The 13,523-nt window shown below is 73.4% G+C and carries 15 protein-coding genes; 5 read left to right on the top strand and 10 right to left on the bottom strand.

Going from position 1 to position 13,523, the window contains the following annotated elements:
* Positions 1–27 precede the first annotated feature (27 nt).
* Together EDD33_RS03980 and EDD33_RS19875 are read right to left on the bottom strand one after the other, a co-directional pair.
* On the bottom strand, positions 28–1,233 hold the full coding sequence (locus tag EDD33_RS03980; RefSeq protein ID WP_123389200.1) for an SAM-dependent methyltransferase: 1,206 nt from the start codon (positions 1,231–1,233) through the stop codon (positions 28–30).
* A gap of 11 nt (positions 1,234–1,244) precedes the next feature.
* The gene (locus EDD33_RS19875; protein ID WP_170169691.1) at positions 1,245–1,400 is read right to left on the bottom strand and encodes a hypothetical protein; all 156 of its coding nucleotides are present in this window, start codon (positions 1,398–1,400) and stop codon (positions 1,245–1,247) included.
* Here EDD33_RS19875 and EDD33_RS03975 point away from each other — a divergent pair.
* On the top strand, positions 1,393–1,887 hold the full coding sequence (locus EDD33_RS03975) for a thioesterase family protein (protein ID WP_170169690.1): 495 nt from the start codon (positions 1,393–1,395) through the stop codon (positions 1,885–1,887). The genes EDD33_RS19875 and EDD33_RS03975 overlap by 8 nt on opposite strands.
* Positions 1,888–1,894: 7 nt before the next feature.
* On the opposite strand, the gene EDD33_RS03970 is transcribed toward EDD33_RS03975, so the two are convergent.
* The 4 genes from EDD33_RS03970 to EDD33_RS03955 form a co-directional block, all read right to left on the bottom strand.
* Positions 1,895–2,932: a phosphatase domain-containing protein gene (locus EDD33_RS03970; RefSeq protein ID WP_148076924.1), complete on the bottom strand. Its 1,038-nt coding sequence runs from the start codon at positions 2,930–2,932 to the stop codon at positions 1,895–1,897.
* Between the two features lie 38 nt (positions 2,933–2,970).
* Positions 2,971–4,242 (bottom strand): MFS transporter, encoded by a 1,272-nt coding sequence (locus EDD33_RS03965; RefSeq protein WP_123389197.1) that lies wholly within the window; start codon positions 4,240–4,242, stop codon positions 2,971–2,973.
* Positions 4,239–4,688 carry a MarR family winged helix-turn-helix transcriptional regulator gene (locus tag EDD33_RS03960; protein ID WP_211332403.1) on the bottom strand — a complete coding sequence of 150 codons (450 nt, stop codon included), beginning with the start codon at positions 4,686–4,688 and terminating at the stop codon, positions 4,239–4,241. Before EDD33_RS03960 ends, EDD33_RS03965 begins: the two co-directional genes overlap by 4 nt.
* Positions 4,689–4,868: 180 nt before the next feature.
* Positions 4,869–6,299, bottom strand: coding sequence for an NCS2 family permease (locus EDD33_RS03955; protein ID WP_342773585.1), 1,431 nt, complete (start codon positions 6,297–6,299; stop codon positions 4,869–4,871).
* Positions 6,300–6,373: 74 nt separating this feature from the next.
* Between EDD33_RS03955 and EDD33_RS03950 the strand changes: the two genes are divergently transcribed.
* Together EDD33_RS03950 and EDD33_RS03945 are read left to right on the top strand one after the other, a co-directional pair.
* Complete coding sequence (locus tag EDD33_RS03950) at positions 6,374–6,673, top strand: DUF2530 domain-containing protein (protein WP_246003356.1); 300 nt, start codon at positions 6,374–6,376, stop codon at positions 6,671–6,673.
* On the top strand, positions 6,670–7,209 hold the full coding sequence (locus tag EDD33_RS03945) for a dihydrofolate reductase family protein (protein WP_123389195.1): 540 nt from the start codon (positions 6,670–6,672) through the stop codon (positions 7,207–7,209). Before EDD33_RS03950 ends, EDD33_RS03945 begins: the two co-directional genes overlap by 4 nt.
* A gap of 16 nt (positions 7,210–7,225) precedes the next feature.
* Here EDD33_RS03945 and EDD33_RS03940 read toward each other — a convergent pair whose 3' ends face one another.
* The gene (locus EDD33_RS03940; RefSeq protein ID WP_123392985.1) at positions 7,226–7,996 is read right to left on the bottom strand and encodes a DUF3027 domain-containing protein; all 771 of its coding nucleotides are present in this window, start codon (positions 7,994–7,996) and stop codon (positions 7,226–7,228) included.
* 83 nt (positions 7,997–8,079) lie between these two features.
* Between EDD33_RS03940 and EDD33_RS03935 the strand changes: the two genes are divergently transcribed.
* The gene (locus EDD33_RS03935) at positions 8,080–9,507 is read left to right on the top strand and encodes an MFS transporter (RefSeq protein ID WP_123389194.1); all 1,428 of its coding nucleotides are present in this window, start codon (positions 8,080–8,082) and stop codon (positions 9,505–9,507) included.
* Here EDD33_RS03935 and EDD33_RS03930 read toward each other — a convergent pair.
* Together EDD33_RS03930 and ilvD are read right to left on the bottom strand one after the other, a co-directional pair.
* Positions 9,504–9,917 carry a VOC family protein gene (locus tag EDD33_RS03930; RefSeq protein WP_123389193.1) on the bottom strand — a complete coding sequence of 138 codons (414 nt, stop codon included), beginning with the start codon at positions 9,915–9,917 and terminating at the stop codon, positions 9,504–9,506. The genes EDD33_RS03935 and EDD33_RS03930 overlap by 4 nt on opposite strands.
* A gap of 61 nt (positions 9,918–9,978) precedes the next feature.
* A complete protein-coding gene (gene ilvD / locus EDD33_RS03925) occupies positions 9,979–11,661 on the bottom strand; it encodes a dihydroxy-acid dehydratase (RefSeq protein ID WP_123389192.1) in 1,683 nt (560 codons plus the stop codon).
* 33 nt (positions 11,662–11,694) lie between these two features.
* Here ilvD and EDD33_RS03920 point away from each other — a divergent pair, with 33 nt between their 5' ends.
* Positions 11,695–12,285, top strand: coding sequence for a nucleoside/nucleotide kinase family protein (locus tag EDD33_RS03920; protein WP_246003355.1), 591 nt, complete (start codon positions 11,695–11,697; stop codon positions 12,283–12,285).
* On the opposite strand, the gene EDD33_RS03915 is transcribed toward EDD33_RS03920, so the two are convergent.
* Positions 12,282–13,376 carry a WD40/YVTN/BNR-like repeat-containing protein gene (locus EDD33_RS03915; protein WP_123389190.1) on the bottom strand — a complete coding sequence of 365 codons (1,095 nt, stop codon included), beginning with the start codon at positions 13,374–13,376 and terminating at the stop codon, positions 12,282–12,284. The genes EDD33_RS03920 and EDD33_RS03915 overlap by 4 nt on opposite strands.
* Positions 13,377–13,523 lie beyond the last annotated feature (147 nt).

Genomic DNA, 13,523 nt, shown 5'->3' with positions numbered 1-13,523 from the left:
CCACCCACGACCTCAGCCCGACACACCTCAGCCCGACCCACGACCCAGCCGCTCGGCGAGCGCGGGGCGGAGGTGCCAGGTGGCGACGAGGTCGTCGTACTCCGAGGAGGCCGGCCGGGCGCCGCCACGCACCCGGACCGCCCGCAGCAGCGTGTTGCGCGGCGTGTGGGCGCTGTCGACGAACTCCGCGACCTCGACGCGGTAGCCCTCGAGCCGCAGCAGCGAGGCGCGCAGCGCGTCGGTGAGGGTGTCGGCCAGCCGCTCGCGGAGGATGCCGTCGCGGGTGAGCATGTCGTAGCCGGGCGGCGTGGGCTGCTGCCGCAGCTGGGCGGAGACGTCGTGGTGGCAGCAGGGCGCGGCGAGGACGAGGTCGGCCTCCCAGCGCACCGCCCGGGCGAGCGCGTCGTCGGTGGCGGTGTCGCAGGCGTGCAGCGCGAGCACGACGTCCGGCGGCTGCGGCAGCTCGACGTCGTCGATGCCGGCCTGCACGAAGTCGACCTGGTCGGCGACGCCGAGCGAGGCCGCCACCTCGGCGTTGTGGCGACGCGACTGCTCCTTGACGTCGACACCGGTCAGCCGCACCGGCATCGACCGGGCGAGCCAGGCGTGGGCGGCGAAGGTGAGGTAGGCGTTGCCGCAGCCGAGGTCGACCACGCGCAGCGGGTCCTCGGGCGTGGGCGTGCGCAGCGTGCCGGCCCGGTGGCCCTCGGCCACGGCGGCGTCGAGGGCGCGGACCAGCTCCTCGACCTGGCGGTACTTCGCCTGCCGCGACGGCTTGACCCGCCCGTGCGCGTCGGAGATGCCGAGCGCGCGCAGCACCGGGTGGTCCTCGGGCAGCAGCCGCTGCTTGGCGTGGTCGTGGCCGCGCTCGGGCGCCACGGGCTCGGCGCGCTCGGTGGTGTGCAGCAGCGCCTCGCCCTTCTTGGTCACGCGCAGCTGGTGGGTGCGCTGGTCGGTGTCGACGTGCCAGTTGCCCCAGGCCTGGCCCAGCAGGTCGTCGAGGGCCTCCTCGGCCGCCGTGCCGGCGTGGTTGCTGGTGTGGGCCTGCGTCTCGTCGTACGCCACGACCTGGAGGTGGCGCCCGCCCTTGAGGTCGACGTAGCGCAGCTCGACGCGCTTGAACCGCGGCGGCTCCTGCCCGCGGCGACGCCCGGTGGCCAGGGCCCGGACGAGGTGCTCGTCGTCGAGGATCTCGGCCCGGAGGCGGGACAGCGTGGGGAGCAGCTCGGCCATCGTGGGCGCGGCTAGCGGGTGAGCGCGGCGATGACGACGATGAGGATGAGCCCGCCCAGCGCGACCGGGATGACGAGTCGGCGGTAGCGCGGGTTCATGGTCGTGGAGTCTAGGTCGCGGAGCCGGGGCGGCCGGCGGCGGTGGGGTACGGTCGCGCGGGTGAGCACACTGCCGTCGTACGCCGAGATCGCCGCCCTCCCGTCCTACAGCGAGCGCCCCGTGCCGGTCGCCTTCGAGGACATCAACGGCCACATGAACGTCCGCTACTACCTCGGCATCGCCAGCGAGGGCCTCGACGAGGCGCTGACCGAGGTCGGCATCCCCACCAACTGGGCCGACAAGGGCTTCGCGATCTTCTCCGCCGAGCACCACCTGACCTACGTCGCCGAGCTGCTGACCGGCGACACGGTCTCGGTGCGCGTGCTGCTGGTCGGCCGCTCCGAGCGGGCCCTGCACCTCGTGGTCTACCTGCTCGACGACACCCACGAGCAGATCAGCTGCATCGTGGAGGAGATCTGCCTCCACATGGACATGAGCACCCGGACGACCTCGCCGTGGCCCGAGGAGGTCGCCTCCCAGATCGACGCCCGCGTCGCCGAGCACCAGGCGCTGAGCGTGGAGCCGACGCTGTCGGGGTCGATGTCGCTGCGCTGAGCGCGCCTCAGTCCGACGCGGCGGCGACCGCCGCGACGCACGTCTCGTCGACGAGGCCGAGCTCGGCCAGCCGCCGCGCCATGGTGAGCGAGTCGGGTGCCAGCACCAGCGGCACGCTCTCGTCCCACCCCGCCACCGCGCGCTCGACGACGCCGTCGCGGGGGTCCAGCCGCACCTCCCGGATGCACACGGCCAGCACCCGGCCGGGGTGGCGACGCACGGTCGCGGCGTAGATCTCCGGGTCGTGCTCGCCGGAGTCGCCCAGCAGCACCCAGCGCAGGTCGGCGTGCACCCCGAACAGCTCGTCGATGCGCTCGCGCTTGTGGCCACCGGTGACGAGGTCGCGCAGCAGCACCGGCCCCGCGGGGAAGCCTCGGTGGGCCAGGAACTCCAGCAGGAACTCGTGCAGGTTCCACGGGCTGGAGCTGACGTAGAAGACCGGGTCGGCCTCGTCCGGACCGCTGAGGCCGCGGTAGAGCTCGGCCGCCCCGGGGAACGACGTCCGGGTCAGCGCCGAGCCGGTGAGCGTCTGGCGCACCATCGTCCAGGTGCGCTGCACCCCGGTCTGCAGGACGGTGTCGTCGACGTCGGAGAGGACGCCGAGCGCGGCCCGGCCGTCGCTCACGCGCACGCGCACCTCGGCCTCGGCGTGCCCCACCCCGCGGTACGCCGCCGCCAGCGAGACCCGCCCCGTCGTCCACGGCGAGACCAGGTCGGCGCCGTCCAGCTCGGCGCGGAGGTAGCCGTCGGTGTCGGTGACCACCTCGGTGCTCGCACCGCCCACCTCCACCCGCAGCCGTACGCCGGGCAGCTCGGTCGTCAGGAAGCCGCGGGCCGTGCGCCGCACGGCCGCCCACGGGCTCTCACCGGCCAGCGTCTCGGCGGGCTCCGGGTCGTCGACCACGCGGCCACGGACCACCACGTGCCCACCGGCGCCGTGGGCGACGTAGGTGACGATGCGCAGCTCGGTCGGCACCCGTCGGGCGCCGCGCAGCGAGTCCCACCGCCGCTCGACGCGACGCAGCAGTCCTCGCGCTCCTCCCACCGGTCGAGGGTAACCGCGACCGGCCGGGCCGGGCCCCCTCAGGAGGCGACGGCGACCGCGCGGACCGGGTCGGTGGTGAGGACCTTCTCGCCCAGCCGGTGCCGGCTGCGGGCGAACAGCGCCACCGAGAGCAGCACGCCCAGCAGGGTCAGGCCCCCGCCGCCGATCAGCGTCCAGCGGGCGCCGAAGGCCTCGCCGAGCCAGCCGATGAAGGGCGAGCCGATCGGGGTGCCACCCATGAAGACCATCAGGTAGAGCGCCATCACCCGGCCGCGCAGGTGCGGCGCCGTGGCCAGCTGCATCGTGGTGTTGGCCGCGGTGATCATCGTCAGCGCGGCGAGGCCCAGCAGCGGCACCGTCACGGCGTACGTCGCGTAGGTCGGCATCAGCCCGGCCGCGATCTCGACGACCCCGAACATCACCGCCGCGCCCACCACCAGCCGCAGCCGCACCCGGACCCGCCGCGCGGCCAGCAGGGCACCGCTGAGCGAGCCGATGGCCATGATGGAGCCGAGCAGGCCGTACTCCGTGGCGCCCTTGTCGAAGACCTGGGTGGCCATCAGCGCCGAGGTCATCTGGAAGTTGAGGCCGAACGTGCCGGCGAAGCCGACCACGCTGAGCACCAGCAGCAGGTCGGGACGGCCGCGCAGGTAGCGCACGGCGTCGCGGATCATGCCCTTGTGGCGCTCCTCGGGCACCGTGGTGAGCAGCTGCGAGGAGCGCATCCGTCCCAGCGCCAGCAGCACCGCGCCGTAGCTGAGGCCGTTGATGACGATCACCCAGCCGGTGGCGGTGACGCCGCCGCCGAAGGCCGCGATCAGCACCCCGGCGAGCGCCGGGCCCATCATCCGCGCCGCGTTGAACGAGGCGGAGTTGAGGCCGACCGCGTTGCTCAGGTCGTCGGGGCCGACCATCTCGCTGACGAAGCTCTGCCGCGCGGGAGCGTCGAAGGCCGAGCCGGTGCCGAAGACGAAGGCCAGCACGAACACGTGCCAGACCTCGACGGTGCCGGTGACGGCCAGGACGCCCAGCACCAGCGCGGTCAGCGCCATCACGCTCTGGGTGATCTTGAGCAGCCGCAACTTGGGCATCCGGTCGGCGATCAGGCCGGCGTACGGCGAGAGCAGCAGCGCGGGCAGGAACTGCAGCCCGGTGGTGATGCCGAGCGCGACGCCGTCGTTGGTCGCCAGCAGCACCACGAGCCAGTCCTGCGCCACCCGCTGCATCCACGTCCCGGTGTTGGAGACGACCCCACCGGCTGCGTAGAGCCGGTAGTTGGGGTTGTGGAGGGCACGGAAGGTGGGGCTCAACTGGTGGCCAATCTCTGCAGCAGCGGGGCGACCTGCCGGAGCAGGGCGCGTTCGTCCGGGGTCAGGTCGCGCAGCCGCTGGGCCAGCCAGGCGTCCCGGCGCCGACGGTCGGCCAGCAGCACCTCGCGGCCGTGCTCGGTCAGGTCGACCAGGGTGGCGCGCCCGTCGGTCTGGGACGGTCGCCGGGCGGCGTACCCCTCCTCGACCAGATGGTTGACCGTGCGCGTCATCGACGGCGGCTGCACCCGCTCGTGGGCGGCCAGCGCGCCGACGGTGCACTCCCCCTCGCGGAACAGGATGCCGAGCGCGCTCAGCGCCGCGACGCTGAGGGTGTTGCCCGGCTCGCGCTCCCCGCGCAGCCGCCGGGACAGGCGCATCACCGACAGCCGGAGCTCGCTGGCGAGCCCGGAGTCGGTGCGCGAGGCGGACTGCACGGTGGGGGTCATGTTGCTTAGCGTAACTCATTACCCGTGCTAAGTATTTCCGCGAACGTGGTGGACCTCCGACGGGGCGACGGTTTCCCAGGTGATGAAGTGAAACTGCCTCTCCACACACGACGCGACGTGTGTGAAGAGGCAGCTCGGGTTCATCACCTGGGAAACCGGACGCGGCCGGCCCCGGACGACCTAGGTCAGCAGCGCGGTGAGCGGGTTGATCGCGAAGTACGCCACGAACAGGACCGCGATGATCCACAGCAGCGGGTGCACCTGGGCGACCTTGCCCTTGACCACCTTGATCAGCACGTAGGCCAGGAAGCCGGCACCGATGCCGACGGTGATGGAGTAGGTGAACGGCATCAGCACGATCGTCAGGAACGCCGGCAGGGCGATCTCGACGTCGTCCCAGTCGATGCCCTTGACCTGCTGCATCATCAGGAAGCCGACGAGCACCAGGGCCGGGACGGCCGCCTCGCTGGGGATCACCGCCACGAGGGGCGCCAGGAAGATCGAGAGCAGGAAGCAGACGCCGGTCACGACCGAGGCGAGGCCGGTGCGGGCACCCTCCCCCACGCCGGAGGCCGACTCGATGTAGGAGGTGTTGGACGACACGCCCGCGGCACCACCCGCGACCGCGGCCACGGAGTCGACGACGAGGATCCGACGGGTGCGCGGCGGAGCGCCCTGCTCGTCGAGCAGGCCGGCCTCCGCGCCGATCGCGGTCATCGTGCCCATGGTGTCGAAGAAGTCGGCGAGCATCAGGGTGAAGACCAGCAGGATCGCGGCGACGACACCGACCTCGGCGAAGGAGCCGAGCAGGTTGAACTGGCCGAGCGTGCCGAAGTCGGGGACGTCGACGACGTTGCCGGGCAGCGAGGGCTTGGTCAGCGCCCAACCGGTGGGGTTGTCCGCACCGCCGGAGCCGAAGTCGCCGACCGCCTCGGCCACGACCGCCACCACGGTGGTGACCAGGATCGAGATCAGGATGGCGCCCTTGACGCGCAGCACCCACAGCGCGACGACCAGCACCAGGCCGAGGCAGAACACCAGGACGGGCCAGCCCTGCAGCTGGCCGCTGGGGCCGAGCTGGACCGGCACGGTGGTGTTGGCGGCGTCAGGGATGCGGCGCACGAAGCCCGCGTCGACGAAGCCGATCAGGGCGATGAACAGGCCGATGCCGACCGAGATGGCGATCTTGAGCTGGGCCGGCACCGCGTGGAAGACCGCCTCCCGGAACCCGGTCAGCACCAGGACCAGGATGACGATGCCCTCGAGGACCACCAGGCCCATCGCGTCGGCCCAGGTCATCTGGGAGGCGATCGCGAAGGCGACGAAGGCGTTGAGCCCGAGGCCGGTCGCCAGGGCCAGCGGGAAGTTGGCCACCACGCCCATGGCGATCGTCATCACCCCGGCCACCAGCGCGGTGCCCGCGGCGATCATCGGCAGGTTGCCCGGGGGCTCCACACCACCGAGGAAGCCGCCGCTGGCGTCGGGCGCGAAGCCCAGGATCAGGGGGTTGAGCACGATGATGTAGGCCATCGTGAAGAAGGTGACGATGCCGCCGCGCACCTCGCGCGCGACGGTCGAGCCGCGCTCGGTGATCTTGAAGAAGGTGTCCACGGGCGGTATCGAACCACCCGTGGGTCACCGCTGTGTTTCCCAGCCCCCCACGTGGGACGGCTAGATTGACCTCCGTGCCCGACGACGAGCAGCCGGTGGTCCACGAGATCGGCAACCGCACCTACATCGTCGCCGACGTCGCGCCCCTCGACCTCGACGGCGTCCGCACCATGCAGGTCGGCACGGCGCTGTGGCTGCTCGGCCTGCTGGTGCTGCTGCCCTTCCACGCCCGGCTCCGCGAGGACGGCCACCTGTGGTGGCTGTGGACCTGCGTCGCGGGCTTCGGCCTGGGCCTGGTGGGCTGGGACCACTGCCGCCGGCGGCGCCGGCTGCGCAAGGAGGGCCTGCTCCCCGAGGAGGACCCCGCGCCGTGACCCGCTGCCGCTACTACACCGCCACCACCCTCGACGGCTTCCTGGCCGACGAGCACGACTCGCTGGCCTGGCTCTTCGAGCAGCAGCACGAGCCCGGCGGCCTCGGCGACTTCGACGCCTTCGTGGCGGGCATCGGCGCCCAGGTGATGGGCGCGACGACCTACGAGTGGCTCCAGGAGCACGAGCCCGACTGGGACCCCGGCCCGGGCCAGCCGGTGTGGGTCTTCACCCACCGCGACCTGCCCGTACGCCGCGACGGCGTGCGGCTCGTGTCCGGCCCGCTCGCCGACCACCTCGACGCGATCCTGGCCTCGGCCGGGGACAGGGACGTCTGGGTCATCGGCGGAGGTGACCTGGCGGGCCAGTTCGCCGACTTGGGCCGGCTCGACGAGGTGCTGGTCTCGGTCGCCTCGGTCGTGCTCGGCGCCGGGCGGCCGCTGCTGCCGCGCCGGCTCGACCTGGAGCTGCTCGCCCACGAGCGCAACGGCGACCTCCTGGTCGCGCGCTACGCCGTGAAGGGCACGCGCACCGACTGACGCGGCGGCCCTGGTCTCAGAACTGCTCGAGGTCGTCGCGCACGATCGTGTCGAGCACGTGGTCGGGCAGCGGCGGCGGCAGCTGCTTGCGCCGCAGCTGGGCCTCGGAGTGGGCGCCGCAGCCGTGGTCGAGCGAGACCACGCGGGCGTCGTCGTTGGCGTACTCGTTGGCGCAGACGCCGAACATCGTCGCGAGCGGCCCGGTCAGGCGCACCAGGAAGCCACAGCCCCCGCAGCGGCCGGGTGCCGACTGGGCCAGCGGGGTGTCCGGGCCCTGGTCACCGGCGTACCACCGCTCGGCGGCGGCGTCGCGCCCCTCCAGCGAGAGGACGCGGGGCCGGCCGAGGCCGATCTCCTCCACCACGGCGCGCGCGACCGGGTCGGGGCGGTCGCCCTCGAGCCAGGTCGGGACCAGCCGGTGGTCGTCCTCGTCGGCGGGGAGCAGGTCGCCGGGAGAGAGGTCGCCCGGCTTGATCCGCTCGCGGTAGGGCACCCACTCCGGCGCCACGATCGCGTCGTCGCCCGGCAGCATCACCACCTCGTCGACGGTGACGGGCAGGCCGTCCCCGGGGAGGACGGTGACCACGGCCCACACCCAGCCGCGGTAGCCGGGCTGGCGGCAGGCGAAGCGGTGGCTGACGACGCCGTCGCCCTCGGGCTCGGCGCCGAGGTGCTCGCCGACGAGCTCGCCGCCGACCTGCTCGACGAGCACGGCGCGGGCGGTGTCGACGGCCTCGGCGGAGGCCCCGGAGGACACCTCGGACGGGACCTGGTCGGCTGCGGACATCACGTCGGCGATCATCCCCCATCGGGCCGGGTCGTGTCTCCCCGGCCCTCCGGGTGCCCGCCCGTTGTTGGCAGGATGGGCGCATGGACGGCGAGGAGGGACGCAGCCGACGACTCGTCGGGGCGACCGGGCGCGGCCTGAGGCGTGCCGGGTCGGCGACGGGCCGGGGAGCGTCGTACACCGTGCGCCAGGCGCGTCGCGCCTCGCACGCCGAGGGCGCGGGCGACTCCGGCCTCTACCGACTGATCGAGCTGCACGCCTTCAACGCCGCGGGTGACGCCGCGGTCGCGATCTCGCTGGCCGGGACGCTGTTCTTCGCCCAGCCCGGTGAGGCCCGCGGGCCGATCGCGCTGTTCCTCGGCCTCACGATGCTCCCCTTCGCGGTGGTCGCGCCGCTGCTCGGCCCGTTCCTCGACCGGTTCAGCCACGGCCGCCGGTGGGCGATCGGCGCCACCATGGCGCTGCGCGCCTTCTTCTGCTGGCTGATGGCCGACGCGGTCGCCTCCCAGTCGCTGCTGATGTATCCCACCGCGCTCGGCGTCCTGGTCTCCTCCAAGGCCTACGGCGTCGCCCGGGCCGCGACGGTGCCGCGGCTGCAGCCGGCCTCGCTGACCCTGGTCAAGGCCAACAGCCGGATCTCGCTGGCCGGGGTCGTGGGCGCCGCGATCTCGGCGCCGCTCGCGGGCGGGGCGTCGTACTTCGGGGCGCAGTGGTCGCTGCGCTACGCGTTCGTCGTCTTCGCCGGCGCGACGATCCTCTCGATCCTGCTCCCGGCCAGGGCGGACGCCACGGGCGACGAGCTGCCGGTGAGCCTCGGCGGGGAGAGCCGCAAGTTCAAGATCCCCGCCGACGTCGGCTTCGCGCTGCGGTGCAACGCCGGGCTGCGGATGCTCTCGGGCTTCCTGACGATGTACATGGCCTTCCTGCTGCGCGACCAGCCGTTCCCCGGCTGGGAGGACAAGGCCACCCTGCTGCTCGGCCTGGTGATCGGCGCCGCCGGGCTCGGCAACACCGTCGGCATCGGGCTCGGGTCCATGCTCCGACGGGTGACCCCTGCCCTGACGGTGGTGGTGGCGCTGCTCGCGGACGCCGCGATGTCGGTCGTGGCCGCGCTGTTCTACGGGCTGCTGGCGGCGGTCGCGCTCGGCCTCACCGCGGGCGTGGCCCAGGCCATGGGCAAGGTCTCGCTCGACTCGACCATCCAGACCTCGGTGCCCGAGCGGCACCGCACGTCGGCCTTCGCGCGCTCGGAGACGATGCTGCAGCTCTCCTGGGTGGTCGGCGGCTTCATCGGCATCGGGCTGCCGCTCATCCCCCGCCTCGGGCTGGGCGTGCTGGCCGGGCTGATGGTGGCCTGGACCGTCTTCGTGCTCGTACGCCGCCCCGGCGGTCCGGCCGCGCTCCCTCCGGGCCGGGGCCCGCGCGTCGACCGGGACGCCGCCGACGACGACCGTGCGGCGGACGACGACCCGGGCGAGGCGACCGGCCCGATCACCCCGGTCACCGGCTAGGGCAGGACCAGCTGCCCGATCTCGCCGGGGTTGGTGGCGATCTCCCACCGGAAGCCGTCCGGGTCGGCGAAGTAGCCGGTGTAGCCGCCCCAGGCCCGGTGCTGCGGACCGGCCACGGTGGCGCCGAGGGAGCGGGCGAGCGCCAGCACCTCGTCGACCTCGGGCTCGGTGGCCACGTTGTGGGCCAGCGTGATCGGCGAGACGCCCTCGCCGCGGCGTACGGGACCGATCTCGTCCTCGAACTCCGCCAACGACCACAGCGAGAGCACCAGCCGCTCCCCCGCGCGCAGCATCAGCACCTCGCCGGGCACGAGCAGCTCGGGCTCCCAGCCGAGGCCGTCGACGTAGAACGCCCGGCTGCGCTCGACGTCCTCGACGGCCAGGGTGACGAAGCTGATCCGTTGGTCCATGCCTGCCGACCCTGCCACCGCAGCGCCCGGGCGTCGAGGGGCCGGGCGTCGAGGGGCCGGGTCAGCCGCAGACCGCGCCGTGGGCGGCGGACTGGACGACCTTGGCGTACTTGCCCAGCACCCCACGGGTGAACTTCGGCTCCCGCGGCACCCAGCCCTCGCGGCGCGACTCGAGCTCCTCGGGCGAGACGTCGACGTCGAGGGTCATGTTCGTGACGTCGAGGGTGATCTGGTCGCCGTCGCGCAGGAACGCGATCGGGCCGCCGTCGGAGGCCTCGGGGGCGACGTGGCCGACGCACAGGCCGGTGGTGCCGCCGGAGAACCGGCCGTCGGTGAGCAGCAGCACGTCCTTGCCCAGGCCGGCGCCCTTGATCGCACCGGTGATGGCGAGCATCTCGCGCATGCCGGGCCCGCCCTTGGGGCCCTCGTAGCGGATCACCACGGCGTCGCCGGCGCTGATGCCGCCCTCGGCGAGGGCGTCCATCGCGGCGCGCTCGCCGTCGAAGACGCGGGCGGTGCCCTGGATGACGGTGCCGTCGAAGCCGGCCGACTTCACGACCGCGCCCTCGGGGGCGAGCGAGCCGTGCAGGATGGTCAGGCCGCCGGTGGCGTGGATGGGCGAGGTCAGCTCACGGATGACGCCGCCGTCGACGGCGGGCGGGTCGATGTCGGCGAGGTTCTCGGCCAGGGTCTTGCCGGTCACGGTCAGGCAGTCGCCGTGCATCAGCCCGGCCTCGAGCAGCGCCTTCATCACCATCGGGATGCCCCCCACGCGGTCGAGGTCGACCCAGACGTACTTGCCGAACGGCTTCACGTCGGCGAGGTGCGGCACCCGGCTGCCGATGCGGGTGAAGTCGGCCAGGGTGAGGTCGACCTCGGCCTCGCGGGCGATGGCGAGCAGGTGGAGCACGGCGTTGGTGGAGCCGCCCAGCGCCATCGCGACGGCGATGGCGTTCTCGAAGGCCTCCTTGGTCAGGATCTGCCGCGCGGTGATGCCGCGGCGCAGCAGCTCGACGACGGCCTCGCCGGACTTGTGGGCGTACCCGTCGCGGCGACGGTCGACCGCGGGCGGGGCCGAGGAGCCCGGCAGCGACATGCCCAGCGCCTCGGCGACGGCGGCCATCGTGTTGGCGGTGTAGGCACCGCCGCAGGCGCCCTCGCCCGGACAGATCGCGCGCTCGACCTTGTCGACCTGCTCGCGGCTGATCTTGCCGGCCAGGCAGGCGCCGACGGCCTCGAAGGCGTCGATGATGGTGACGTCCTCGCCGTCGACCTTGCCGGGGAGGATCGTGCCGGCGTACAGGAACACCGAGGACAGGTCGAGCCGGGCCGCGGCCATCAGCATGCCGGGCAGCGACTTGTCGCAGCCGGCCAGCAGCACCGAGCCGTCGAGCCGCTCGGCCATCATCACGGTCTCGACCGAGTCGGCGATGACCTCGCGGGAGACCAGCGAGAAGTGCATCCCCTCGTGGCCCATCGAGATGCCGTCGGAGACCGAGATGGTCCCGAACTCCAGCGGGAACCCACCCGCCGCGTGCACGCCGCTCTTGACCGCCTGCGCGAGGCGCTGCAGCGACAGGTTGCACGGGGTGATCTCGTTCCAGCTCGACGCGACGCCGATCTGGGGCTTGACCCAGTCGTCGTCGCCCATGCCCACGGCCCGGAGCATGCCGCGCGCGGCGGTGGCCTCCAGGCCGTCGGTGACGGCGCGCGAACGGGGCTTGATGTCGGGGGTGCCGGTCATGGGGCTGAGCCTAATCCTGGCAGGGTGGCGTCCGTGAGACGCATCATCGGCATCGCCGGCGCCCCCGGGGCGGGCAAGACGACCTACGCCGTGGCGCTGGCCGCCCGGCTCGGCGGGGTCCACGTGCCCATGGACGGCTTCCACCTCGCCGACGTGGCCCTGGACTCCCTGGACCTGCGGGACCGCAAGGGGGCGCCGGAGACCTTCGACGCCTTCGGGTACGCCGCGCTGCTGGCCCGGCTGCGCACGGAGACCGGGCACACCGTGTGGGCGCCCGCCTTCGAGCGCGACCTCGAGCAGCCGCTCGCCGGTGCCATCGGGGTGCCGGCGGACGCCGAGGTCGTGGTGACCGAGGGCAACTACCTGCTGCTGGACACCCCGGAGTGGCGCGCCGTGCGGGCGCAGGTCGACGAGTGCTGGTGGGTCGAGGTCGACGAGGTCGTACGCCGCGCCCGGCTGGTCGCCCGCCACGTCCGGTTCGGCAAGACCCCGCAGGAGGCCGAGGCCTGGGTCGCGCGGGTCGACGACGCCAACGCGGCCCTGGTCACCGCCGGTCGTGCCGCCGCCGACCGGGTGGTCGACGCCGACGAGCTGGTCCCGCCCACCAGCCCGCCGCCCCGCTAGTCGGCGACCGACGCCGCCCGCACCACCATCACGTCGGGCAGGTCGCGGACCAGCTCCTCCCACGTCTCCCCCGCGTCGGCGCTGCCCCAGACCGCGCCGTTGCGGGCACCGAAGTAGAGGCCGGGCTGCTCGTGGTCGTCGACGCACATCGCGTCGCGCATGACCGCGACGTAGAAGGAGTCCGGCAGCCCCTCGGCCAGCTCCTGCCAGGTCCCGCCCGCGTCGCGGGAGCGCCAGACCCGGGCCCTCGCACCCGGCGGGTAGCGCCCCCCGCTCCCGCCGATCGGGAAGACGAACAGCGTGTCCGGCTCGTGCGGGTGCACCACGACGGGGAACCCGAAGTCGGCGGGCAGGCCGTCGGCGATGTAGGTCCAGGAGCCGCCCTCGTCGTCGGAGCGGTAGACGCCGCCGTGGTTCTGGAGGTAGAGCCGCTCGGGACGCGCGGGGTGGCGCGCGACCTTGTGCACGCACTGGCCGAACTCGGGGTACTGCTCGCCCTCGGGCAGGAACTCCGCCCGGATCCCGGCGTTGCGCGGCTCCCAGGAGTGACCGCCGTCCTGGGTGCGGTAGACGCCCCCCGTCGAGATCGCCACCGTGACGGAGTCGGCGTCGGTGGGGTGCGGCAGGATCGTGTGGAAGGCCTGCCCGCCGAAGCCCGCGCCCCACTGCTCGCGGTGCGGGTGCTCCCACAGTCCCCGCTCCAGCTCGAACGTCGCCCCGCCGTCGCCCGAGCGCCAGACCGCGCCGGGCTCGGTGCCGGCCCAGACCACCCCGTCCTCGGCCCCGGGCACGAGCTGCCACACCCGCTCCACGCTGCGCTCGACGTCGTCGGGGAAGCGCACCCCGCCGCCGTCGCCCTCCTCCCAGGTCGCGCCGAGGTCGGCCGAGCGGCGTACGCGCGGACCCAGCCACATCGACGAGGCCCCGGCCAGCAACCGGGTCTCCCCGCCGCGGGTGTCGACGGCGCAGGAGTAGACCTCCTCCATGTCGAAGTGCGGTCCGCTCCAGCTCCAGTCGCGCCGCTCGGCGTCCGAGCGCCCCACCCACAGCCCCTTGCGCGTGCCCACCAGCAGCACCGTCGTGCTCGCCATCGCCTGCTCCTCTCGTGTCGTCGCAGGGACCGACCCGCGTGAGCGCGCGGACTCATCGGTGGAGTTCACGCACTCGTCACACGACAGAGACGTCGCGGACCCGCCCGCTGCCTAGGTTGGACCTTCCGGGAGAGCACCACCAGGGGA

The sequence above is a fragment of the Nocardioides aurantiacus genome, from assembly GCF_003752505.1.
GTDB lineage: Bacteria > Actinomycetota > Actinomycetes > Propionibacteriales > Nocardioidaceae > Marmoricola > Marmoricola aurantiacus.
Note: the sequence above shows the minus strand (reverse complement) of the source record. Positions and strands in the feature narration are given on the sequence as shown.